This is a genomic window from Polaromonas sp. CF318, assembly GCF_000282655.1.
In the GTDB taxonomy this organism is placed as follows: domain Bacteria; phylum Pseudomonadota; class Gammaproteobacteria; order Burkholderiales; family Burkholderiaceae_C; genus Polaromonas.
On the sequence record NZ_AKIV01000101.1, the window covers coordinates 1 to 23109 of the forward strand.

The 23109-nt window shown below is 64.8% G+C and carries 22 protein-coding genes; 7 read left to right on the plus strand and 15 right to left on the minus strand.

All coding sequences use genetic code 11. From position 1 onward, the window contains the following. From PMI15_RS24880 to PMI15_RS18410, 6 genes are all read right to left on the minus strand, one after another. A partial coding sequence (locus PMI15_RS24880) for an ESPR domain-containing protein (RefSeq protein ID WP_202948897.1) occupies positions 1 to 3044 on the minus strand: 3044 nt, incomplete at its 3' end. Positions 3045 to 3540: 496 nt separating this feature from the next. Then, positions 3541 to 4485: an RluA family pseudouridine synthase gene (locus PMI15_RS18390; protein WP_157214672.1), complete on the minus strand. Its 945-nt coding sequence runs from the start codon at positions 4483 to 4485 to the stop codon at positions 3541 to 3543. Beyond that, positions 4486 to 5241 carry a tRNA (guanosine(46)-N7)-methyltransferase TrmB gene (gene trmB, locus PMI15_RS18395; protein ID WP_007872557.1) on the minus strand — a complete coding sequence of 252 codons (756 nt, stop codon included), beginning with the start codon at positions 5239 to 5241 and terminating at the stop codon, positions 4486 to 4488. It abuts the gene before it with no gap. After that, positions 5238 to 6128 carry a tRNA glutamyl-Q(34) synthetase GluQRS gene (gene gluQRS, locus PMI15_RS18400; RefSeq protein WP_007872559.1) on the minus strand — a complete coding sequence of 297 codons (891 nt, stop codon included), beginning with the start codon at positions 6126 to 6128 and terminating at the stop codon, positions 5238 to 5240. The genes trmB and gluQRS overlap by 4 nt, the downstream gene beginning before the upstream one ends. Before the next feature lie 22 nt (positions 6129 to 6150). Continuing rightward, positions 6151 to 7227, minus strand: a complete 1077-nt coding sequence (locus PMI15_RS18405; RefSeq protein WP_007872562.1) for an NAD(P)/FAD-dependent oxidoreductase — start codon at positions 7225 to 7227, stop codon at positions 6151 to 6153. A 169-nt stretch (positions 7228 to 7396) separates the two neighbouring features. Further along, entirely contained in the window at positions 7397 to 8350 is a 954-nt protein-coding gene (locus PMI15_RS18410; RefSeq protein ID WP_007872565.1) for a LysR substrate-binding domain-containing protein, read from the minus strand. A gap of 119 nt (positions 8351 to 8469) precedes the next feature. Between PMI15_RS18410 and PMI15_RS18415 the strand changes: the two genes are divergently transcribed. From PMI15_RS18415 to PMI15_RS18440, 6 genes are all read left to right on the plus strand, one after another. After that, positions 8470 to 9171 (plus strand): pirin family protein, encoded by a 702-nt coding sequence (locus PMI15_RS18415; RefSeq protein WP_007872568.1) that lies wholly within the window; start codon positions 8470 to 8472, stop codon positions 9169 to 9171. Positions 9172 to 9300: 129 nt separating this feature from the next. After that, positions 9301 to 9711: a DoxX family protein gene (locus PMI15_RS18420; RefSeq protein WP_007872570.1), complete on the plus strand. Its 411-nt coding sequence runs from the start codon at positions 9301 to 9303 to the stop codon at positions 9709 to 9711. Between the two features lie 102 nt (positions 9712 to 9813). Beyond that, a complete protein-coding gene (locus PMI15_RS18425) occupies positions 9814 to 10368 on the plus strand; it encodes a flavodoxin family protein (protein ID WP_007872574.1) in 555 nt (184 codons plus the stop codon). A 26-nt stretch (positions 10369 to 10394) separates the two neighbouring features. Beyond that, positions 10395 to 10802, plus strand: a complete 408-nt coding sequence (locus tag PMI15_RS18430; protein ID WP_007872578.1) for an OsmC family protein — start codon at positions 10395 to 10397, stop codon at positions 10800 to 10802. Then, the gene (locus tag PMI15_RS18435; RefSeq protein WP_007872581.1) at positions 10799 to 11686 is read left to right on the plus strand and encodes a pirin family protein; all 888 of its coding nucleotides are present in this window, start codon (positions 10799 to 10801) and stop codon (positions 11684 to 11686) included. The genes PMI15_RS18430 and PMI15_RS18435 overlap by 4 nt, the downstream gene beginning before the upstream one ends. A gap of 14 nt (positions 11687 to 11700) precedes the next feature. Next, positions 11701 to 12396 carry a DUF599 domain-containing protein gene (locus PMI15_RS18440; RefSeq protein ID WP_007872584.1) on the plus strand — a complete coding sequence of 232 codons (696 nt, stop codon included), beginning with the start codon at positions 11701 to 11703 and terminating at the stop codon, positions 12394 to 12396. Here the strand turns inward: PMI15_RS18440 and egtB are convergent. Then, positions 12393 to 13733 (minus strand): ergothioneine biosynthesis protein EgtB, encoded by a 1341-nt coding sequence (gene egtB, locus PMI15_RS18445; RefSeq protein WP_007872588.1) that lies wholly within the window; start codon positions 13731 to 13733, stop codon positions 12393 to 12395. The two genes, PMI15_RS18440 and egtB, sit on opposite strands and share 4 nt — an antisense overlap. Before the next feature lie 76 nt (positions 13734 to 13809). After that, positions 13810 to 14616 carry a sulfurtransferase gene (locus PMI15_RS18450; protein ID WP_007872591.1) on the minus strand — a complete coding sequence of 269 codons (807 nt, stop codon included), beginning with the start codon at positions 14614 to 14616 and terminating at the stop codon, positions 13810 to 13812. Positions 14617 to 14702: 86 nt separating this feature from the next. On the opposite strand from PMI15_RS18450, the gene dnaE reads away from it, so the two are divergent. Continuing rightward, on the plus strand, positions 14703 to 18185 hold the full coding sequence (gene dnaE / locus PMI15_RS18455; protein WP_036839904.1) for a DNA polymerase III subunit alpha: 3483 nt from the start codon (positions 14703 to 14705) through the stop codon (positions 18183 to 18185). Positions 18186 to 18209: 24 nt separating this feature from the next. Here dnaE and tolA read toward each other — a convergent pair whose 3' ends face one another. From tolA to ribH, 7 genes are read right to left on the minus strand one after another with little or no spacing between them, the layout of a single operon-like run. Further along, a complete protein-coding gene (gene tolA, locus PMI15_RS18460) occupies positions 18210 to 19124 on the minus strand; it encodes a cell envelope integrity protein TolA (protein WP_007872597.1) in 915 nt (304 codons plus the stop codon). Between the two features lie 34 nt (positions 19125 to 19158). Further along, positions 19159 to 19599 carry a biopolymer transporter ExbD gene (locus tag PMI15_RS18465; protein WP_007872600.1) on the minus strand — a complete coding sequence of 147 codons (441 nt, stop codon included), beginning with the start codon at positions 19597 to 19599 and terminating at the stop codon, positions 19159 to 19161. An 18-nt stretch (positions 19600 to 19617) separates the two neighbouring features. After that, positions 19618 to 20310, minus strand: coding sequence for a protein TolQ (gene tolQ / locus PMI15_RS18470; RefSeq protein ID WP_007872603.1), 693 nt, complete (start codon positions 20308 to 20310; stop codon positions 19618 to 19620). Beyond that, positions 20307 to 20846: a YbgC/FadM family acyl-CoA thioesterase gene (locus tag PMI15_RS18475; protein ID WP_007872607.1), complete on the minus strand. Its 540-nt coding sequence runs from the start codon at positions 20844 to 20846 to the stop codon at positions 20307 to 20309. The genes tolQ and PMI15_RS18475 overlap by 4 nt, the downstream gene beginning before the upstream one ends. Continuing rightward, on the minus strand, positions 20843 to 22039 hold the full coding sequence (locus tag PMI15_RS18480) for a pyridoxal phosphate-dependent aminotransferase (RefSeq protein ID WP_036839888.1): 1197 nt from the start codon (positions 22037 to 22039) through the stop codon (positions 20843 to 20845). Before PMI15_RS18480 ends, PMI15_RS18475 begins: the two co-directional genes overlap by 4 nt. Before the next feature lie 10 nt (positions 22040 to 22049). Next, positions 22050 to 22577 carry a transcription antitermination factor NusB gene (nusB, locus tag PMI15_RS18485; protein ID WP_007872613.1) on the minus strand — a complete coding sequence of 176 codons (528 nt, stop codon included), beginning with the start codon at positions 22575 to 22577 and terminating at the stop codon, positions 22050 to 22052. Between the two features lie 50 nt (positions 22578 to 22627). Beyond that, a complete protein-coding gene (gene ribH / locus PMI15_RS18490) occupies positions 22628 to 23092 on the minus strand; it encodes a 6,7-dimethyl-8-ribityllumazine synthase (protein WP_007872616.1) in 465 nt (154 codons plus the stop codon). Positions 23093 to 23109: the final 17 nt, after the last annotated feature.

Consider the following 23109-nt stretch of genomic DNA (forward strand, 5'->3'; position numbering starts at 1 on the left):
AGGCCCGTGGAGAGCGAGGTGACATTGCTGTTGGCCGTGCTGAGCCCAGTGGACAGCGAGCTGCTGGCGGTCGACAGCGAGGTAACGCCGCTGGCGGCGGTGCTCAAACCCGTAGACGTGGAAGTCGACAGTGATGTCACGTTGCTGTTGGTCGTGCTCAGGCCGGTGGACAGCGAACTGGTCGAAGTCGACAGGGATGCGATGCCGCTGGTTGCGGTGCTCAGGCCGGTCGATGCGGAGGTGGACAGCGAAGTGACACGGCTGTCGGCGGTGCTTAGCCCGGTGGACAGCGAGGTAATCCCGCTGGCAGCCGTGCTCAGGCCGGCGGACGTTGAGGTTGAGAGCGAGCTGAGGCCCGTGGACGAGGACGTGGACAGGGACGCGACACTGCTGTTGGTCGTACTCAAGCCGGTCGACAGGGAGCTGATGCCACTGGTGGCGGTGCTCAGCCCCGTGGACGTCGAGGTCGACAGCGAAGTGACGTTGCTGTTCGTTGTGCTCAAGCCCGTGGACAGCGAAATGATGCCGCTGGCGGCTGTGCTCAGGCCGGTGGACGTGGAGGTCGAGAGCGAGCCGATACCTGTCGATGCCGAGGTCGACAGCGAAGCCACGCTGCTGTTGGTGCCGCTCAGACCGGTGGACAGTGAAGTGATGCCGCTGGTGGCGGTGCTCAAGCCTGTCGACGTCGAGGTTGACAGTGACGTGATCCGGCTGTCTGCGGTGCTCAAGCCGGTCGATACCGAGGTGGACAGCGAAGTGACGCGGCTGTCCGCGGTGCTCAGCCCTGTGGACAGCGAAATGATGCCACTGCTTGCGGTGCTCAAGCCCGTGGATAGGGAACTGACGCCGGTCGATGTCGAGGTGGAAAGGGATGTGATCCGGCTATCGGCCGTGCTCAAGCCTGTGGAGGTCGACGTCGACAGGGACGCCACATTGCTGTTGGTTGTGCTCAGACCCGTGGACAGTGAAGTGATGCCACTGGTGGCCGTGCTCAAACCTGTGGAGGTGGAGGTCGAGAGAGAGCTGATGCCCGTCGATGCTGAAGTTGACAGCGAAGCCACGCTGCTGTTGGTAGTACTCAAGCCCGTGGAGAGGGAAACGACGCCGCTTGCCGCAGTGCTCAGTCCCGTTGAGGTGGAGGTCGACAACGAGGTGACGCTGCTGTTGGTGGTGCTCAGTCCCGTTGACAGCGAGGTGATGCCGCTGGCGGCTGTGCTCAAACCCGTAGACGTCGAAGTCGACAGTGATATCACGCTGCTGTTCGTGGTGCTCAGGCCCGTCGACAGCGAAATGATGCCGCTGCTAGCCGTGCTCAGGCCGGTGGACGTGGAGGTCGAGAGCGAACTGACGCTCGTCGATGCCGAGGTCGACAGCGAGGCCACGCTGCTGTTGGTGCTGCTCAGGCCGGTAGACAGTGAAGTGATGCCGCTGGTGGCGGTGCTCAAGCCCGTCGACGTCGAGGTTGACAGTGACGTGATCCGGCTGTCTGCGGTGCTCAAGCCGGTCGATGTCGAGGTGGACAGCGACGTGACACGGCTGTCCGTAGTGCTCAGCCCTGTGGACAGGGAAGTGATTCCGCTGGTGGCGGTGCTCAAGCCCGTAGATGCCGAGGTCGACAGCGAGGCCACGCTGCTGTTGGTTGTGCTGAGCCCGGTGGAGAGCGAGGTGATGCCGCTGGTCGCCGTGCTCAGGCCTGTCGAAGTGGAGGTGGACAAGGAGGTGACACGGCTGTCCGTGGTGCTCAGTCCCGTTGACAGCGAGTTGATGCGGCTGGTTGCAGTGCTGAGGCCCGTCGACGTCGAAGTTGACAGCGAAGTGACGTTGCTGTTGGCCGTGCTCAGGCCTGTGGACAGGGACGTGATTCCGCTGGAAGCGGTGCTCAGCCCTGTCGATGTCGATGTCGACAGCGAGGTGACGCTGCTGTTGGTGGTGCTCAGGCCGGTGGAGAGTGAGGTGATCCCGCTAGTGGCGGTGCTCAGGCCTGTCGAGGCCGATGTCGACAGCGACGTGACGCTGCTGGTTGCTGTGCTGAGGCCGGTGGAGGTCGATGTGGAGAGCGACGTGACGCTGCTGTTGGTCGTGCTCAGTCCGGTGGACAGCGATGTAATGCCGCTGGTAGCGGTGCTCAATCCGGTCGACGTCGACGTGGACAGGGAGCTGATACCGGTCGAGGCGGATGTCGACAGCGAAGTGACGCCGCTGTTGGTGGTGCTCAGGCCGGTGGACAGGGAACTGATGCCGGTGGACGCCGAGGTCGACAGCGAGGCCACGCTGCTGCTGGCCGTGCTCAAACCGGTGGACAGCGAAATGATGCCGCTGCTTGCGGTGCTCAAGCCCGTGGAGGTCGACGTCGACAAGGACGTCACGCTGCTGTTGGTGCTGCTAAGGCCGGTCGACAGCGAGACGATCCCGCTTGCTGCAGTGCTCAAACCGGTCGAGGTGGACGTCGACAGCGAGGTGACGCCGCTGTTGGTGGTGCTCAGGCCGGTGGACAGCGAACTGATGCCGGTGGAGGCCGAGGTCGACAGGGACGTGATGCTGCTTGTGGCGGTGCTCAGGCCCGTGGATGTAGACGTCGACAGCGAGGTGACGCGGCTGTCCGTGGTGCTCAGCCCCGTTGACAGCGAGTTGATGCGGCTGGTGGCGGTACTCAGGCCCGTGGACGTCGAGGTCGACAGCGAAGTCACGTTGCTGTCGGTGGTGCTGAGCCCTGTGGAGAGGCTGCTAAGTCCGGTGGAGGTCGATGTCGACAGCGAATTCAGGTAGATGCGTGTGTTGTTGACGTAATTCACGCAGGTCGAGGCGGCGGAGTACATCGTGCCGCCATTGCCCGCGGTACAGGCGGCTTCCGGCAATGTTTGCCCATAGGCTGAACTCACGGGGCTGAGGCCGCCGCTGAAGAGCCCTGCAAACACCACAGCGCCTGCGGCGCCGACCTGCACCACCCTGGACCCGCTGCGTTTGCCGCGCGCGCTCGAGTTCTCGGACACGGCGACCCAGGTGCCCAGAAGCTCGCTGTAGACGGTACGGTAGAACTTGTTCATGGTGGGGTGAGGACAGGGGTATGGCCAGTGGTGTTTTCTTAAGTGCTACTTGTAAAAATATGTACAAACGATGTAACTAGTTCACAGGATTCTCCCATAGGCTTCGGAAAATGCATGTGAAAAATCCTCGTATATTTCTTGTAAAGCATTGATTAGATTGATTTTTTGAGAAAAAAATCACGTGCATGCAAGATGCTAGATATATCGGTTTCTACGTAGAGAATCCTGAAAAGTGATTCAATATGTAACTAATACGCGATTTTTCATCTCTTTCCTGACATCTTTGGTGACCGATTTCACGAAAAGCGTCACTTTTGGATTAATACCGGGGTCCGGCCCATGTCGGCCTTCCAGGGGGTTGTGGAGTCGGGAAATGCGTTGGGATGAGGAGACATGGGCAGGCCGGGAGCCTGTCATCACGGCTGTCGGACGCAGCCCGGCTGCGCGGGCAGGGGCACCCGCATGCTGCGGTTTGGCTGGAGAGAACGAGAGAGGCTTAGCCGCCGGTTGCCGGGGGCAGGCCTGCCAGCAGGCTCAAACGGGTCTGGAAAGACCGTTGTTGACCCGTGACCGGGTCCATGAAATACATGGATTTCGCGAGGAGCTGCAAGGGACGGGTGTAGTCGTCGTCGGGCGTGGGGTGTACAGGCGGGTAGATCCTGTCGTTGAGGATGGGAATACCCAGGGCATGCATATGCACCCGCAGCTGGTGTTTCTTGCCGGTGACGGGGCTCAGGGCATAGCGGGCCCAGTTGCCGCCGGCTTGCAGCACGCTGATATGGGTTTCGCTGTTGGCGGGGCCGGGCGCTTCCTGTTGCCGGAAGAAGGGTTCGCCCTGCACGATGCGGCTTTGGCGAACCAGCGGAAAAACAATGTCTTCACGCCATGGCGCGATGGCCTCGTAGTGTTTGGCCACCTCATGGCGCCTGAACAGCGCCTGATAGGCATCCCGGTCGGCGGGCCTGACCGAAAACAGCACCAGGCCGGCGGTTTCGCGGTCTATGCGGTGCAGCGGCGCCAGGCCGTCCAGGCCCAGGCGGTTTTTGAGGCGTACCAGCAGTGTTTCCTGCACATAGTGGCCTGAGGGCGTGACCGGCAGGAAATGGGGTTTGTCGGCCACGACCAGGTGCTCGTCCTGGTACAACACGCTGGCCTCGAAGGGCACGCGGGGCTCGTCCTCCAGCGCGCGGTAGTAGTACACGCGCATGTGGCCGCGGTAGGGCCGTTCAGCGGTAACGGGCACGCCGAACTCGTCGGCCACCAGGCCGTCCCGCATGCGCTGCAGCCAGGTTTCACGCGTGATTGCGGGAAAGCGCTGCACCAGGAAGTCGGTGATGCTGGGCCAGTCGCCCGCCGGCAGGCCCACGCAGCTGGGGCTGACACCTTCGCGGGTGGGCAGCCCGTGGGACGGCTGCCCGCTCATGCCGGCTGGGGCGGACATTCACACACGGGTGAACACCACATCCCAGACGCCGTGCCCCAGCTTGATGCCGCGGTTCTCGAATTTGGTCAGGGGCCGGTAGGCCGGCTTGGGCGCGTAGCCGCCCTGGGAAGCTTCCGCCGTGTTACGCAGCAGCGGCTCGGCTGCCAGCACTTCGAGGATTTGCTCGGCATAGGGCTGCCAGTCGGTGGCGCAGTGCAGGTAGCCCCCGGGCTTGAGGCGGGCGGCCAGCTTGGCGACCAGCGGTGCCTGGATCAGCCGGCGCTTGTTGTGCCGTTTTTTGTGCCAGGGATCGGGAAAGAAGATGTGCACACCGTCCAGGCTGGCCGGCGCGAGCATGTTGTCTATCACCTCAACGGCGTCGTGCTGCAGGATGCGGATGTTGGTGAGCCCCTGCTCGCTGATGCGCTTGAGCAGCGCGCCCACGCCGGGGGTGTGGACCTCGCAGCACAGGAAGTTTTTCTCGGGCATCAGCGCGGCGATGTGGGCCGTCGCTTCGCCCATGCCGAAGCCTATCTCGAGGATGGTGGGGGCCTGGCGCTGGAACATGGCCTCGAAGTCCGCCGGCGCTGCCGCATAGGGCAGCAGGAACTGGGGGCCTACGTCGGCAAAGGCCTTGGCCTGGCCGACGGTGGTGCGGCCGGTGCGGCGCACAAAGCTGCGGATGTTGCGCGGTGTGCCTGGCTCGGCGGCCGCGCCTTCGGTGGAGGGGTCGGGGAGGGCGGAGGGCGGGAGGGGGGAAGTTGTATCTGTCACCGGCTGATTTTAAGGCGCACCGCCCAGAGGGGCACGGCCTGGCGCAGCCAGTCTTGCGGCGTGTCGGCGTCTATGCCCGGCGGCAGGCCCAGAACCGCGGCGGCCTGCCGCAGCAGGGCCAGCGGCTGGGAGGTGTCCAGGGCCTGCGCGCCGTTTTGCTTGGAGAGCTTTTCGCCGTTCTCGCCCAGCACCAGCGGCGTGTGCAGGTAACGCGGCAGCGGCAGGCCCAGCGCGCGCTGCAGCAGGATTTGCCGCGCCGTGTTGTCGGCCAGGTCCTCACCGCGCACGATGTCGGTGATGCCCTGGGCCGCGTCGTCGACCACCACGGCCAGCTGGTAGGCCCACAGGCCGTCGGCACGCTTGAGCACGAAGTCGCCCACTTCGCGGGCCACATCCTGCGATTGCGGGCCCAGCCGGCGGTCCTGCCAGTTGGTGCTCGCGGGGGCTCGCGTGTCCAGCCGCCAGGCACGCGCGCTGCGGCCGTGCAGGCCGTCGCGGCAGGTGCCGGGGTAAACCAGCTCGCCATGGCGCTCGCGCGGCTGCCCGGAAGCCGCCAGCGCCCGGGCGATGTCCTGGCGCGTGCAGCCGCAAGGGTAGGCCAGCCCGCGCGCGACCAGTGAATCCAGCGCCTGCTGGTACAGCGCGCCGCGCTGCGATTGGTAGGCGGGCGGCTCGTCCGGCAGCAGGCCGCATTGGGCCAGTTGTTCAAGAATCGTCTGGCCGGCGCCGGGCACGCAGCGCGGCGTATCGACGTCCTCGATGCGCACCAGCCAGCGGCCCTGGTGCGCGCGGGCGTCCAGCCAGCTGGCCAGGGCGGCGACGAGTGAGCCGGCATGCAGCGGGCCGGTGGGAGATGGGGCAAACCGGCCCCGGTATTCGGCCTCCATGCGGGCGCTCCCGAACCTGGTTTCAGGCGATGGCAAGAGCCATTTCAAGGCCCGATACAAAGCCTTCTTCGACGCGGTGGCCCAGGCACCAGTCGCCGCAGGCGCCTATGCGGGATTTGGCGTCCCATACATGGGTCTTGCCCAGGGGCTGCAGGGTCTGGGCATGGCGCCAGCGGTGCACCACGGCATGGGGCGGCGCCGCGCGTATGCCGGTGACTTCGGTGAAGGCCTTGAGCAGTTTGGCCTTGACGCGTTCGGCGTCGTCTTCCAGGTGGCGCTGCGACCAGTCGGGGCTGGCCTGCACGGTCCAGCGTTCGATCGGGCTGCGCCCGGGCTTGGACGACTCGCGCGCCAGCCAGGCGATGCGGTGGTGGGTGCTGCGCGCCGCGTTCCAATGGGGGCCCAGGTGCGCCATGGTGGGCTGCATGGCCTGGGGGAAGGCCAGCATCAGCGTCCAGCAGGGCGCCACGCTGACCTTGGAGAGCGCCTCCATCAGCGGCTTGCCCTGTTGCGAGCTCAGCAGCAGGGCGTGCGCCTGCGGCGAGGGCAGGGCCAGTACCACGTCGTCAAAGCCCGAGTGCACCCGGCTACCGGCGCCCGGTCCTTCGGTCTGCAGCTGCCACTGTTCGGGGTGCAGTTTGTCGCGCTCCAGTCGCAGCACCTCGGTCTCCAGCAGCAGGCAGCCCGCGGCCGCCAGGGGCTGGGCCCATTGGCGCAGCAACGCGTTCATGCCCGGCGTGGGAACCCAGTGCGCTTCCTTGGGTGGCAGCGCCGAGGCCACGACGCGGCCCAGCTCGTCGAGGATGCGCACGGTGTTGGCGCTCCAGGGCCGCACCAGCCCGGGGACTGTGGCCAGGGCTTTTTCGAAACGCGCGTCGCGCACGGTGAAATACTGCGTGCCGTGGTCGAAGCCGCCGAATTCGCTGTCCCGGGTGGCCATGCGCCCGCCGACTTCGCGGCTCTTCTCGAACACCGTGACCTGGTGGCCGGCCTGCGCCAGCGTGCGCGCGCAGGCAATGCCGGCGATGCCCGCGCCTATGACCGCGATGCGGCGCCGGGCCGCGGATTCAGGGAGGGGGAGGCTGGCGTTTTTTTTCATATTTGAGGTCTCTAAGTTTCTTTCGGGTTGATGAATGAGGCGCCTTGCTGCTCCCGCACGCAATTCACGGCCTCCCGGCATTGGTCATCACATCTCAACCATAAACCATAGGCACACTCTACACGCAGGCCGGGCTCCCTCGCCCGGATTAAGAACCGACTACGGGTTTTCACAGGGACTGCTCTCTTTCCAGCAGCGCTTTTCGCGTGGCCGCGCTCTCCAATTGTTTGAGCCACCACTGCAGCGCGCGCCCTTCCTTGCCGTCGGGCGCGCGCAGCCAGGCATAACTCATGGGCACCTGGCGCGGGGCGCGCTGCATGCGTTTTTCCACCAGCCGGCCGGTGATGACATGGGGGCGTGCCAGGTATTCCGGCAGGAAGCCGCCGCCCAGGCCGCGCAGCTGCGCCTGGAGTTTTTCCTGCATGCCGGGCACGGTGAAGATGTCTTGCCCGCCCAGCAGTCCCACCGTGATGCCGCTGCCGCGCTGCACCGAATCGGCCACGGCCACGGCGCGGTACGGCATCAGCATGGCGTCGGTCACGGGCTCGGGGGCCTGCGCCAGCGGGTGGTGGGGCGCGACCGCATAGATGAAATGGATGCTGCCCAGGGTCTTGTGCTGCACCGAGCTGTTGACGGACGGCTCTATGGCCACGCCTATGGCCAGGTCGGCCTGGCCTGAGGTCAACGCCTCCAGCGTGCCCGACAGCGCCTCTTCGCGCAGGCGCAATCGGGTGGGCGGGTTCAGCGCGAAAAACGCCTCGCACAGCTCCATCACCGTGGTGCGCGAGATCACGCTGTCCACCGCCAGCGTGAGCTGCGGCTCCCATCCGGTGGCCACGCGCTTGACCCGGTTGGCCACGGCGTCGAGCTCGGCCAGCAGGCGGTTGCCCTCGCGCAGCAGTTCCTTGCCGGCCTCGGTCAGTTTGGCCTGGCGCGAGGAGCGGTCAAAGAGCAGCACGTCCAGCGCGTCTTCCACCTGGCGTATCCGGTAGGTCAGGGCGCTGGGAACCAGGCCCAGCGCGCGCGCGGCCGCCGCCATGCTGCCGGCGCCGTGAATGGCGCCTATCAGGCCCAGGGTTTCGGGCGTCAAGGCGTCGCGTACCCGGTTGTTGATCGCTGGCATAGTAATGATTCAAATAATTTGAATGATGCCATCAAAGCGAAGCAATGGAAAGCCGGGGTCCCCCGCCTACATTGGAGTCATCGCCAACGAATCTCAACCCAGCTCGAAAGGAGCACCTCATGATGACTTTAAGAACCTCCAGCGAACGCGGTTACGCAGACCACGGCTGGCTCAAGTCTTTCCATTCCTTTTCCTTCGCCGGCTATTACGACCCGGCCCACATGGGCTTTGGCAACCTGCGCGTCATCAATGAGGACCGCATCGCGGCCGGCCGCGGCTTCGGCACGCACGGCCACCAGAACATGGAAATCATCAGCTACGTGCTGAGCGGTGAACTTGCGCACAAGGACAGCCTGGGCAACATCAAGGGCATCCCGCCCGGCGACGTGCAGCGCATGAGCGCCGGCACTGGCGTGCAGCACAGCGAGTTCAACCATGCGGACGGCCAGACCACGCATTTCCTGCAGATCTGGATCGAACCCAATGTGACCGGAATTCCGCCCAGCTATGAGCAAAAGACCTTTGCCGACGCCGAAAAACGCGGCGCCCTGCGCCTGGTGGCCTCACCCGACGGCGCCAAGGGCTCGGTGCTGATCCATGCCGATGCGAGGCTGTATGCGGGCCTCTTCGACGGCGCGGAAAGCGCCACGCTGGAACTTGGCGCGACGCGCAAGACCTATGTGCACCTGGTGCGCGGGCAGCTCGAAGTCAACGGCCGGGTGCTGAAGGCCGGCGATGCCGCCATGCTGCAATCGGAAGCCACGCTGCAACTGGCCCATGGCCGGGACGCCGAAGTGCTGGTGTTTGACCTGGCGCCTTAACGCCGGCTAACACGCTGTAACCCACACCCAGGGCGAGCGCGAATGCGCATGAGCGCACGGCGCTTGCCCAGAGTGTTTTTTTCCTCCATGATTTCCCCGTTAGTTCACTTACTCATATAAGGATTCACCATGCTCAACTCCCTGCAAAACCCTCTCTCCCTGGTCGGCCGCGTGCTGCTGGCCCTGCTGTTTGTGCCCGCCGGCTTCAGCAAGATCGCCGGCTTTGCCGGAACGGCCGGCTACATCGCCTCCAAAGGCGTGCCGCTGCCCGAAGTCGCCGCGGCCGCCGCGATCGCGATTGAGCTGGGACTGGGCCTGCTGCTGCTGGTCGGCTTCATGACGCGCTGGGCCGCGCTCGGCATCGCGTTCTTCACGGTGGTGATCACCTTCATCTTCCACAACTACTGGGGCGTGCCCGCCGAACAGGCCATGATGCAGCAACTGATGTTCTTCAAGAACATCGCCGTGGTCGGCGGCCTGCTCACCGTGGCGGCCTGGGGCGGCGGCGCCTGGAGCGTGGACGCCAAGATCAAGGGCTGATCCGCGAAAAAGCAGGGCTGCAGCGGGGGCTTTCATGCCCGGCTGCAGCCCTTTTATTTAGCCTGGTTTCAAATTTCATTCTTCTCCCGCGAAAGATATTGAATGCCCAAAGTTGTCGTGATTTACCACTCCGGCTACGGCCATACCCAGCGCATGGCGCAGTCGGTGGCCGAAGGCGCCGGCGCCGAGCTGCTGGCCATAGACGCCGACGGCAACCTGCCCGAAGGCGGCTGGGAGACGCTCAATGCCGCCGACGCCATCATCATGGGCTCGCCCACCTACATGGGCAACGTCAGCTGGCAGTTCAAGAAGTTCGCCGACGCGTCCTCCAGACCCTGGTACAGCCAGGCCTGGAAAGACAAGCTCTTCGCCGGCTTCACCAACAGCGCCGCGATGAACGGCGACAAGCTGTCCACGCTGAACTACCTGTTCACCCTGGCCATGCAGCACGGCGGCATCTGGGTCAGCCAGGGCATGCTGCCCAGCAACAGCAAGGCCGCGCTGCGCAACGACGCCAACTACCTGGGTTCCTACAGCGGCGCCATCGCGCAGTCGCCCTCCGATGCCGGCGCAGGCGAGATGTCCCCCGGCGACCTGGAAACCGCGCGCAGCTTCGGCGAGCGTGTTGCCGCCATCGCCGCGAAATTCTCCACCTGACTTTTTCCCTTGCCCAAAGGAGCCCCATGACCATTGAACTCCAGCGCGATCTCACTGCCGCGATGGCCCAGCAGGTGCAGATCCGCGGCCACAGCTTCACCGCCGACGTCAGCCAAGCCGAAGGCGGCGCTGACAGCGGCCCCAGCCCGCACGACCTCTACGACGCGGCCCTGGGCGCCTGCAAGGCCCTGACCGTGATGTGGTATGCCCGTAAAAAAGGCATCCCTGTCGAGGACATCCATACACGCATAGAGCGCGACGACTCGCAGGAACGCAGCGGCGTCTACAAGCTCTCGGCCAGGTTGCAGATCAAGGGCGCCCTGAGCGATGCCCAGTTGCAGGAGCTGCACGCCGTGGCGCAGAAATGCCCCGTGCACAAACTCATGACCACCGTCACGACGGAAATCATCACTGAACTGGAGCGCCTGCCATGAGCACCGCGTTGAAACTCACCGGCCACCACAAAGACCTGGGCGGCGGCTTTATGGTGCGCCGCCTGCTGCCCGCCGCGCAGCAGCAGTCGGTCGGACCATTCATCTTTTTTGACCACTTCGGCCCGGTGACCGAGCAGCCCGGCACCAACCACGACGTGCGGCCGCATCCGCACATCGGCCTGGCGACGGTCACCTATTTGTTCGAGGGCGCGATGATGCACCGCGACAGCCTGGGCTCGGCCCAGCGCATAGAGCCCGGCGCCATCAACTGGATGACGGCCGGCCGCGGCATCGTGCATTCGGAGCGCGCGCCCGAAGACCTGCGCGGCACCGCCTATGTGAACCACGGCCTGCAGCTGTGGGCCGCCCTGCCCAAGGAGTTTGAAGAAACCGCGCCGGCGTTTTCACACACGCCGGCGCAAACCATTCCGGCCACCACGGTGGACGGCGCCGCCGTGCGCATTCTGGTCGGCGAGGCCTTCGGCAGGACTTCGCCGGTCAAGACCTTTTCCAGGACCCTGTACCTGGACGTGGCCCTGGCCGCCGGTACGCCTTTCACGCTGCCGCCGCTCGCGGAGCAGATGGCAATCTATTCGGTGGACGGCGACCTGCTGGTCGACGGCGAGCCGCTGGCCATGCACACCCTGGCGACGCTGACGCCCGGCGCGGCGGTGCAACTGAGCGCGGGTGTGCCAACCCGCCTGGTGGTGATAGGCGGCGACGCGCTCGATGCGCACCGCTTCATGTGGTGGAACTTTGTCTCCAGCCGCAAGGAGCGCATCGTGCAGGCCGGCGAAGACTGGGAGGCGCAGGCCATGGGGCAGGTGCCCGGCGAGACTGAATTTATCCCGCTGCCGGAACGGAAGTTCACGGCGGGTGGCTAAATTAAGATCAGGCGATGCAAATCTTTACCCTGCTTCCGTGGAGCGACTGGCTGGCGATTGCCTGGTTTTTTCTGGGCTGGATGGGTTATGCCTGGTTCGCCCGGCGCTACGGCGGGAAGCGCTCCTCGCTGCTGGGCACCACCAACCGCTACCGGCATTACTGGCTGCTGCAGGCTACCGCGCGCGACCCGCGCGTGATCGACGGCATCATCACGCAAAACCTCTCGAGCACGCCGGCTTTTTTCTCGTCGACCACCATCATCATCATCGGCGGCTTGTTCGCGCTGCTGGGCACCACCGACAAGGCGGCCGAGTTGGTGCGCGAAATTCCGTTCGCGGTCCGCACCTCGGTGCTGATCTTCGACCTCAAGGTACTGCTGATGGTGGCGGTGTTCGTGTATGCCTTTTTCCGCTTCAGCTGGTCCATGCGCCAGTACACCTTTGTGGCCTTGCTGATAGGCTCCATGCCTTCGCCGCAGGAGTTTGAAGTCGGCAAGTTCGACCGCGAAGCTTTTGCCGCGCGCAGCAGCCGCATGGTGGGCCTGGCGGCGGAGACCTTTAACGACGGGCTCAGGGCTTACTATTTCAGCTTCGCCATCATGGCCTGGTTTTTCTCGACCTTCGCGTTTGCGCTGGCGACCGCGGTGGTGGTGCTGATTCTCTATAACCGCGAGTTCAACTCCGACGTGCTCGGTGTGTTGCGCGATTAGGCAAGGTCGCGCGCCAGCCGCAGGCCGCTGAACTGCCAGCGCGCATCGGGCGGGAAGAAGTTGCGGTAGCTCGCGCGCATATGGCTTTGCGGCGTGGCGCAGGAGCCGCCGCGCAGCACAAACTGGTTGCACATGAACTTGCCGTTGTACTCGCCGACCAGGCCTTCCCAGGGCTTGTAGCCGGGGTAGGGGTTGTAGTTGGACTGCGTCCACTCCCACACGTCGCCAAACATCTGCGCAGGCAGGCCGCGGCTGCCTTCCTGCTGCGGCAGCGGATGGAAGGCCGATGTCTCCACAAAGTTTCCCTGGCCCGCGGCGCCTGCCGGCAGGCCGCGCGCGGCGAGCTCCCATTCAAACTCGGTCGGCAGGCGGGCGCCGGCCCAGCGCGCAACAGCGTCGGCTTCAAAATAGCTGAGGTGGCAGGCCGGCGTGTTCGGGTCCACTTCAATCAGGCCCTGCAGCGTGAAGTGCTGGTAGCCGCCTTCGCCACCCTCGCTACCCTGCCAGTAAAAGGGCAGGCTGACCTTGTTTTCAGTCACCCAGTCCCAGCCCATGGACAGCCACAGTTCGGGGCGCTGGTAACCCTTGTCGGCGATAAAGGCCATGATCTCGCCGTTGGTCACCGGCCGGCTGGCCAGTTCGAAGGCCGCCACATAGGCCTTGTGGCGCGGCGTTTCATTGTCGAAGGCGAATTCGCCGTCGCGCGCGGCGTCGTAGCCATGTTCCACCAGGCCGGCCTCATGGCGCAGCCACTCCACCGGCTGCGGGTGTATACCGGCCAGCGGCCAACGGCTCGCATAGGCCGGGCGCGCGGGGTTGAAGGACAGCGCGTGTTTGATGTCGGTCAGCAGCAGCTCCTGGTGTTGCTGCTCGTGGTGCAGGCCCAGGGTCACGAGTTCGGTGAGCTCCTGCCGTCGCGCGCTGTCGGCGCCGGCCTCGACCGAGTCCATCACCGCCAGCATGCGCTGGTTGACCTGCGCGCGGTAGGCCAGAACCTCGTCCAGCGAAGGCCGGCTGATCAGGCCGCGTTTGGGCCGCGGGTATTTGTCGCCCACGCCGTTGTAATAGCTGTTGAACAGCACACGAAAGCCGGCGTCAAAAGGCGTGAAGCCGGGCTCAAAACGTTCGAGGATAAAGGTCTCGAAAAACCAGGTCAGGTGGGCCAGATGCCATTTGGCGGGACTGGCGTCGGGCATGGACTGCAGCTGGCAGTCTTCCGGGCTCAGGGGCTGTATCAGCGCCTCGGTCTGCTGGCGCAGGGCGACAAAGCGCCTGACAAGAGGAGACAGGGAGGTGTGGGAGGCCTGCTGGCGTGCGGGGTAAGTGTCTGTGGGCATGGTGGCTACCGTAAAAGGAGACGGCTGGCGGACGTGGGATGCAAGCGACTCAAAAGCTTCGCACGCCCGCCTCGCCTCAGCTGTCGGACAACAGCCCGAGAACTTCGGGCCTGCGGGCGGCGCGTGGCGGGTTCAAAGGCTTGGCCGGCGGGTTGACCTGGGGTTTGAGCGCAGGGTCCAGCGCGCGGCGTTCGTCAAAGACAAAACATTCGCCGTCAAAATGCGCGTGCCCGCTTTCCTCGAAGTACTTGAGGATGCCGCCGTCCAGCTGCCAGACGTTCTCCACCCCGGCTTCGCGCATCAGGATGGCGGCCTTTTCGCAGCGTATGCCGCCGGTGCAAAAGCTCACCACGGTCTTGCCGGCCAGTTCCTGTTTGTGCGCCAGCAGGGCTTCGGGGAATTCGGTGAACTTGCGGATGCGCCAGTCAATCGCATTGTGAAAAGTGCCGACGTCGGCTTCAAAGTCGTTGCGGGTGTCCAGCGTCACCACGGGGCGGCCCGTGTCGTCGTGTCCCGCGTCCAGCCAGCGCTTGAGCGTGGCGGCGTCCACCGCCGGCGCGCGGCCGGCCGCGGGCTGCACGGCCGGATGGTTCATGCGGATGATCTCGGGCTTGACCTTGACCAGCAGCTTGCGAAAAGGCTGGGCGCCGGACCAGCTTTCCTTGGCCTGCAGGTCGGCAAAGCGTGGGTCCTGTTTCAACCATGCCAAAAAATCATGAATATCGCCGGCCGGGCCCGCCAGGAAGAGGTTGATGCCTTCTTCGGCCAGCAGCACCGTGCCCTTGATGGCATGGCCCTGCAGCCTGCCCGCCAGGCTGGTTTGCAGCGCGTCGGGCTGGGCCAGCGCGACGAATTTGTAGGCCGCAATGTTCAGGATTTGCATGATGCGATCGATTGTAGGCAGGCATGCAAGGCCTTGCACCGGGCTGCGGCCCCTCAGCGGACAGCCTCGGCCCTAAAATGCCCTTCATGTTTGTTCATTTGCGTCTCCACACCGAATTTTCCGTCGTCGACGGCACCAACCGCATCGATGAAGTCGTGGCCGCCGCGGCCGCCGACGGGCAACCGGCGCTGGCCATCACCGACCTGAGCAACCTCTTCGGCACCGTCAAGTTTTACAAGGAAACCCGCGGCGCGGGCGTCAAGCCCCTGATAGGCGCCGACATCTGGGTGCAGGTGCCGGGCAAGGACGCTGGCGCGCCCGCTGCCCGCCTGTTGCTGCTGGTACAAAGCCGCCAGGGCTACCTGAACCTGTCCGAGATCCTCACGCGGGCCTGGACCAAAAACGTGGTGCGCGACCAGGCGGTGGTCAAGCTCGAATGGCTGCAGGAACTGGGCGAGGGCCTGATCGCCCTGTCGGGCGCGCAGGGCGGCTCCGTGGGCCAGGCCCTGCTGCAGGGCGACAGCGCCCGCGCCGCGGAATGCGCGCTGTATTTCGCGGGCCTGTTTCCGCACCGCTTCTACCTGGAACTGCAGCGTGCCCAGCGGCCCGACGACGAGCGCCACGTGGTTGCCGCCGTCCAGCTGGCGGCGCGGCTCAAGCTGCCCGTGGTGGCCACCCACCCCGTGCAGTTCCTGACCTACGACGACTACGAGGCGCATGAAGCGCGCGTCTGCATTTCGGAAGGCGAGATCCTGGGCAACACGCGGCGCGTGCGCAAGTTCACGCGCGAGCAGTACTTCAAGTCGGCCGAACAGATGCAGGCGCTGTTCGCCGACGTGCCCACGGCCCTGGCCAATACGCTGGAGATCGCCAAGCGCTGCAACCTCACGCTGGAACTCGGCAAGCCCATGCTGCCGGACTACCCGACACCGGAAGTGGGCGGCGTGCGCATGCCCATCGACGAGTATTTCCGCCAGGCCTCGTTTGAAGGCCTGGAAGAGCGCCTGGCCCACCTGTACCGCGATGCGGCCGTGCGCGACCAGAAGCGGCCCGAATACGTCAAGCGGCTGGAGTTCGAGATCAACACCATCCTCAAGATGGGCTTTCCCGGCTACTTCCTGATCGTGGGCGACTTCATCAACTGGGCCAAGAACAACGGCTGCCCGGTCGGGCCGGGCCGGGGGTCCGGCGCGGGTTCGCTGGTGGCCTATTCGCTCAAGATCACCGACCTGGACCCGCTGCAGTACAACCTGCTGTTCGAGCGCTTCCTGAATCCGGAGCGGGTGTCCATGCCCGACTTCGACATCGACTTCTGCCAGAGCAACCGCGACCGCGTGATCGATTACGTGAAGGACAAATACGGCAAGGACGCGGTGAGCCAGATCGTGACCTTCGGCACCATGGCGGCGCGCGCCGCCATCCGCGACGTGGGCCGCGTGCTGGATTTCCCCTACGGTTTTTGCGACGGCATCTCCAAGCTCATCCCCAACAAGCCGGGCCAGCACATCACGATTGAACAGGCGAAGGAGCAAGAGCCCGTGCTGGCCGAGCGCGAGCGCAAGGAAGAGGACGTGCAAACCCTGCTGGCACTGGCGCAAAAACTCGAGGGCCTGACCCGCAACGTCGGCATGCACGCCGGGGGCGTGCTGATCGCACCCAGCAAGCTGACCGATTTCTGCCCGCTTTACGCCCAGCCGGGTAGCGATTCCGCGGTGAGCCAGTTCGACAAGGACGACGTGGAGGCCATTGGCCTCGTCAAGTTCGACTTTTTGGGCCTGGCCACCCTGACCATCCTGGAGATCGCCAGGGAATTCATCATCGCGCGCCACCCGGCCCAGAAGGACTTCAAGTTTGAAGACCTGCCGCTCAACGACCGCAAAGTCTACGAACTCTTTGGCCGGGGCCAGACCGAAGCCGTGTTCCAGTTTGAAAGTATCGGCATGCAGCGCATGCTCAAGGACGCCAAGCCGGACCGCCTGGAAGACCTGATCGCGATGAATGCGCTGTATCGCCCGGGTCCCATGGAGCTGATCCCGACCTACATCGCGCGCAAGCAGGGCAAGGAAGTGCCCGAATACCCGGACCCGCGCGTCAAGGCCATCCTCGAAGAGACCTACGGCATCATGGTCTACCAGGAGCAGGTGATGCAGACCGCGCAGATCCTGGGCGGCTACTCGCTGGGCGGCGCCGACTTGCTGCGCCGCGCCATGGGCAAGAAGAAGAAAGAGGAGATGGATGCCCAGCGCGAGATCTTCCGCAAGGGCGCGGGCGAGGGCGGCCTCAGCGAGGAAAAGGCCGACGAGGTCTTCGACCTGATGGAAAAATTCGCGGGCTACGGCTTCAACAAGTCGCACTCCGCCGCCTATGCGCTGCTGGCCTATCACACGGCCTGGCTCAAAGTGCACTACACGGCAGAGTTCTTCGCCGCCAATATGACGGTGGAAATGGACGACACCGACAAGCTCAAGATCCTGTTCGGCGACGCGCAGAAGATGGGCATACAGTTCGAGTCGCCCGATATCAACCGCGGCGACTACCGCTTCGAGCCCATCAGCGCGAGTTCGGTGCGCTACGGCCTGGGCGCCATCAAGGGCACGGGCCAGCAGGCGATTGCCGCCATCGTCGCGGCGCGCAAGGAAGGCGGCCCCTTCACCTCGATTTATGATTTCTGCGTGCGCGTGGACCGCAGCCGCCTGAACAAGCGCACGGTGGAAGCCCTCATCAAGGGCGGTGCCTTCGACAACCTGCAGCTCAACCGCGCCTCGCTGCTGGCCTCGGTGGACCGCGCTTTTGAATTCGCCGCCGCGACCGAAGCCAACGCCAACCAGGGCGGGCTGTTCGACATGTCGGACTCGCATGCGGCCAGCACGCAGGAGCCGCCGCTGGTCGAGGCCATGCCCTTCGGCGTCAAGGCGCGCCTGGTGCAGGAAAAAACCGCCATCGGTTTCTACCTCTCGGGCCACCTGTTCGACGAGGTGGAAACCGAGGTGCGCCAGTTCGCCAAGCGCAGGATCGATGACCTGATCGATTCGCGCGAGCCGCAGCTGCTGGCCGCGATTCTGAGCGACCTGCGCATCATCAACGGCAACCGCGGCAAGCTGATCATCTTCAAGCTCGACGACAAGACCGACGTGCTCGAGGCCTCGGTGGACGAGGCGACCTTCAACGCCAACCGCAACCTGCTCAAGGACGACGAACTGGTGATCGTGCAGGGCACGCTGCAGGGAGCGTCGGAGCGCTTCGGGCGCCGCTTCAAGGTCACGCAGGTGTGGGACCTGGAAACCGCGCGCTGCAAGTTCGGCAAGTACCTGCGCGTGGCCGTCAACGGCAGCGCGCCCGATATCTCACGCCTGGTGCGGGACTTCCCGCCGCGCCGCGAAATGTCCGACCAGGGCGAGATCAGCCGCGGCCTGCCGGTGCGCCTGAGCCTCAGGCGGCAAAATTCGGCGGGCGGCGCGACGGCCGAATTGCACCTGGGTGAAGCCGCCAAATTCTTCCCGACCGATGCGGCGCTGGCCAGCTGGATAGCGCAGGCCGACAAGGGGCTGGTGCAGATTGTTTACGAATAAGCCGGGCGGCCGCCGCCCGGGCGCCTAGTTGCGCGGCTTCATCTCGAGGATCAGCGTGGTGTCGGGTATCCGGCCGTCGACGTCCCGCGGCATGACGCGGGTGCGGATGATGGCGTTGATCGCCGCGTCGTCCCAGGCCTTGTTGCCGCTGGACTGAAGCAGGCGCTGGCTGATGACGGTGCCGTCCAGCGTCAGCCGCACTTCCACTTTCGCCATCGGGTTGCCGGTGAATTCCTCGGTGAAAACCACATTGGGCTTGATCGCTGCCCTGACAATGGCGCCGTAGGTGGTGGACCCACCGGTGGATTTTTGCGCCGTCCCCTTGGAGTCCGCATCGCCGGTGGCGCCGGCCATGCCGGTGATGCGGCGCAGGTTTTCCTGGCGCAGTTTTTCGGCGGCGGCCTGGGCGGCCTTTTGCTGCGCGGCGTCCTTGTTGTCCTTCTGGGCTTCGAGTTTTTTGGCGTCTTCCGCGGCCTTGCGTTTGGCCAGGTCTTCCTTGGCCTTCTTTTCGGCGGCTTTTTGTTTCTCGGCCTCTTTGTCTTTTTTGGCCTGCAGTTCAGCCTTCTGTTTTTCTTTCAGGCGTTCGGCTTCCGCTTCCTTTTGTTCCTGCACTTGCTTGCGCTTTTTTTCCTGCTCCAGGGCGATGTCCACTTTGGGTGCGGGCGGAGGAGGAGGTGTCCTGACCTCAGGGGTGGGCGGAGGCGGCGGGGGCGGCGGCGGTGTGGGCACTTCGACCGGTTTGGGCGCCGCCTGCTGGGCCGGAACATTGGTCCACAGCTCGGCCTGGAAGGCGACGTCGGGAGTGCTGCGTTTCCAGCTCACGCCCCAGGTCAGGGCGGCGATCAGCAGGGCATGCGCAAGCAGCGCCAGCGCAAACGCGCGGCCTGACCCCCCATCCCGGGGCGGGAGGAAATCGAGGCGGTCTGCGGCGCTTGGCATGGCGGGTTAAGGGCAGGTAAGGGCGGCCTGCTGGCTACTTGTTGCCGGTCTGCACCGACAGGCCCACGCGCGAGACACCGGCTTTTTGCAGGTTGTCCATGACCTGGACCACGGTTTCGTACTTGATGGATTTGTCGGCGCTGATGACCACGGGCACGGCCTGCGCGCCCTCGGCCTTCACGCCCGGTTCCAGTTTCGCGATGTCGGCCGCGACGTTGCGCACATTGCTGGGCACGCTGTCGGTCTTGATCTTGATCTGCACGGCTTCGTCCTTGCTGATCTGGATCTGCACCGGGTTCTGCGGCTGGCTGGGCGCGCGGCCGACCTTGGGCAGCGCGATCATGCTGGGCGTGATCAGCGGCGCCGTCACCATGAAGATGATGAGCAGCACCAGCATGACATCGATGAAGGGCACCATGTTGATCTCGCTGATGGTGCGCCGGCCGCGGCCTCGGCGGGAATTGACTGCAGGCATGGCGGTCTCCTTGCAGTTCTAGTGTCCGGAGGGCGAGTGCGCGCCCAGGTTGCGCTGCAGGATGTTGGAGAACTCTTCGATGAAGGTCTCCAGCCGGTTGGCGACGCGGTCTATGTCGTGCGAGAAGCGGTTGTAGGCGACGACGGCCGGAATGGCCGCGAAGAGGCCAATGGCGGTGGCCACCAGCGCCTCGGCAATGCCGGGCGCCACCGTGGCCAGCGTGACCTGCTCCAGGGCCGCCAGGCCGGTAAAGGCGTGCATGATGCCCCAGACCGTGCCGAACAGGCCCACGTAAGGCGATACCGAGCCGACGGTGGCCAGGAAGGACAGGTTGGATTCGATGGCGTCGAGCTCGCGCTGGTAGCTCGCGCGCATGGCGCGGCGCGCGCCGTCCAGCAGCGTGCCGGGGTCGGTGATGTGGCGCTCGCGCAGCTTCTGGTATTCACGCATGCCGCTGGCGAAAATCCGCTCCATCGCGCCCGAATGTTTGGCGTTTTGCGCGGCGCCGGCGAAGAGGTCGTTCAGGCTGGTGCCCGACCAGAATTCGCGGTCGAATTCGTCGTTGAGTTTCTGCACCCGCTTGAGCGCCACGATCTTGCGGAAGATCGCGGCCCAGCTGGCGATGGACACGCCGATCAGCAGCGCCACGACGGCCTGCACGACCCAGCTGGCATTGAGGATGAGGCTGACGATGGACAGGTCTTGGTTCATGTTGTGGCCGTATCGGTTTTTAAGCTGTCAAGAATGGAAGCCGGAATGCGCCGTGGCTGCAGGCTGGCGGCGTCGACCCAGCCTATGCGTATGCTGCCTTCACAAAGTAGTGCCCCCACGCTTGTCGCTTCGCGTACTACGCTGCCCCCCGAGGGGACTAATTTTCCTAGGGGCGGCCCGTCGGAAAATTGCTCGTCGCTCAAGCTTTTGTGTGGGTTCATCCGCTCTGTTTTTAATAGCACCTGCTGGCTGATTATCATGGACGCGCGGCCCGCTTCGACCAGGCTTGCCGTAACAATCAGTTCATCGTCCAGGCGGGCGGAACGATGGTAGCGTATGCTGGTTTCCGCCACCACGAAGATGCCGCCCGTGCTTTCCCGCAGGCGCTGCTGTTCAATACCGAGTGATCTGAGCCATTCGGTGCGCGAACGTTCAAAAAATTTCAGGTAGTTTGCGTAAAAGACGATACCGCCCGCGTCGGTGTCTTCCCAATAGACCCGCAAAGGCCAACTGAAAACCCGCGCGCCTGCGCTCATGCCAGCACCGCCCTGAGCCTGGCCACGGCCTCCTGCAACTGCGCCATGGAGTTGGCCGTGGAAAAGCGGATGAATTGTTCAGGTGCCGCATGGCCGAAATCGCGGCCCGGGGTGACGGCCAGGTGGGCGCGCTTCATGAGCTCGAACGCGAAGTCCCAGCTGCCGCTCACGTCCAGGCGCGCGGCCGCCTGGGTGCAGTCGGCATAGGCATAGAAGGCCCCGTCGGGCATCACCGGCACCGTCAGGCCCAGGCGATTCAGTTCGGGAATGAAGTAGTCGCGGCGCGCCTTGAATTCGGCGCGGCGGCGTTCGTATTCCCGCAGGCTTTCGGGCTCGAAGCAGGCCAGGGCCGCATGCTGGGCCACGGTGCTGGGGCAGATGAAGAGGTTTTGCGCGATGCGCTCTATCACGGGCGCCAGCGCCTCGGGCACCACCAGCCAGCCCAGGCGCCAGCCGGTCATGTTGAAGTATTTGCTGAAGCTGTTGATGCTGATGACGCTCTGGCCCAGCTCGCCGGGCATGGCCAGGGCCGAGTGGCCGAAATGCTCTTCGTAGCTCAGGCCCAGGTAAATCTCGTCGATCAGCGTGATGCCGCCGCGGCCGTGCACGAACTCGTGGATGCGCCGCAGTTCTTCGGGGGCGATGGAAGTGCCGGTGGGGTTGGAGGGCGAGGCCAGCAGCACGCCGCGCGTTTGCGGTTTCCAGGCGGCCTCGACTTTTTCGCGAGTCAGTTGGAAGCGTTCAGCCGCGGTGGTCGGCACCAGCACGGCATTGCCTTCGGCGGCGCTGACGAAATGACGGTTGCAAGGGTAGCTGGGGTCGGGCATCAGGATTTCGTCGCCGGCCTCGATGAGGGCCAGGCAGGCCAGCTGCAGCGCGGCCGAGGCGCCCGCCGTGACGATGATGCGGCCGGGCGCCACGTCGACGCCGAAATGCGCGGCATACCAGCCGCTGATGCGCTCGCGCAGCGCCGGCAGGCCGGTGGCCTGGGTGTACTGCGTGTTGCCCTGCGAGATCGCCCGGGCGGCGGCCTCCTGCACCAGGGGCGGCGCGGTGAAGTCGGGCTCGCCGATGTTCAGGAAGATCATGGGCCGGTCGCTGTGGGCGAATTCCTGCGCCAGCGCCGAAGCCGCCTTGGCGACCTCCATGACGTAAAACGGCTCAATGCGTTGAGCCCGCCGGGCAATTTTCACGGCAGGCCTTTCACCGGGCGGCTTGTCGGGCTTTGTCCGCGGCGACTTCGGTGGCGCGAAGGGCGGGCGCCATCTTGTTGAGCACGCCGTTGACGTATTTATGGCCGTCGGTGCCGCCGAAGGCCTTGGCCAGTTCGATGCACTCGTTGATCACGACGCGCCAGGGCACGTCCAGGCAGTGGCTGAATTCATAGGCGCCTATCCACAGCACCGCATGCTCGATGGGCGAAATCTCGGCCATGGGCCGGTCCAGCAGGGGAACGATGCCGGCGTCCAGCGTTTTTGCGTCGGCGATGCAGCCGTGCAGCAGCGCGTCGTAATGGGCCGAATCGGCCTTGTGAAAGCCCGCGAGGTCGCGCGTGAAGGCGTCGATGGAGTCGGCCTCGTTGCGGCCGACCAGGTGCTGGTAAAGGGCCTGCAGGGCGAATTCGCGCGCGCGGGTGCGCGCCGATTTGTCGGCTGCTTTTTTGACGCCGGTGTCGGTCAGGCCGGTGCGGGTCTGCGGCGGGCGTTTGGGTTTGATGATGGGTTCAGCCATGAAGTGCCAGTCAGGTTAAGGGGTGGGAGCAAGGCTCGGCAAGCGGGCGCTCAGGCAATTTCATTGATCAGGTTGGCCATTTCGACGGCCACGCGGGCGGCGTCGCGCCCCTTTTCCTCCTGGCGGGCCTGGGCCTGCGCGAGGTTCTCGGTCGTCAGGATGGCGTTGGCGATGGGCAGCTGGTAGTCCAGCGCCAGGCGCGTGACGGCGGCGCCGCTTTCGTTGGCCACCAGCTCGAAGTGGTAGGTCTCGCCGCGGATGATGCAGCCCAGGGCGATCAGTGCGTCGTACTTGTCGCTTTCAGCCAGGGCCTGCAGCGCGCAGGGCACCTCCAGCGCGCCGGGCACCTTGACGTGGCGGATGTTGTCTTCATGCACGCCCAGGGCGGCAAGCTCGTGCTTGCAAGCCTCGGCCAGCGTGTTGGTGACGCTTTCATTGAAGCGCGCCTGCACGATGCCTATGGAAAGTTTTCTGCCGTCCAGCTTGTCGGCCGTACCTTTTTCTGCTCCGAACACGGTGATTCCCTTTTGAT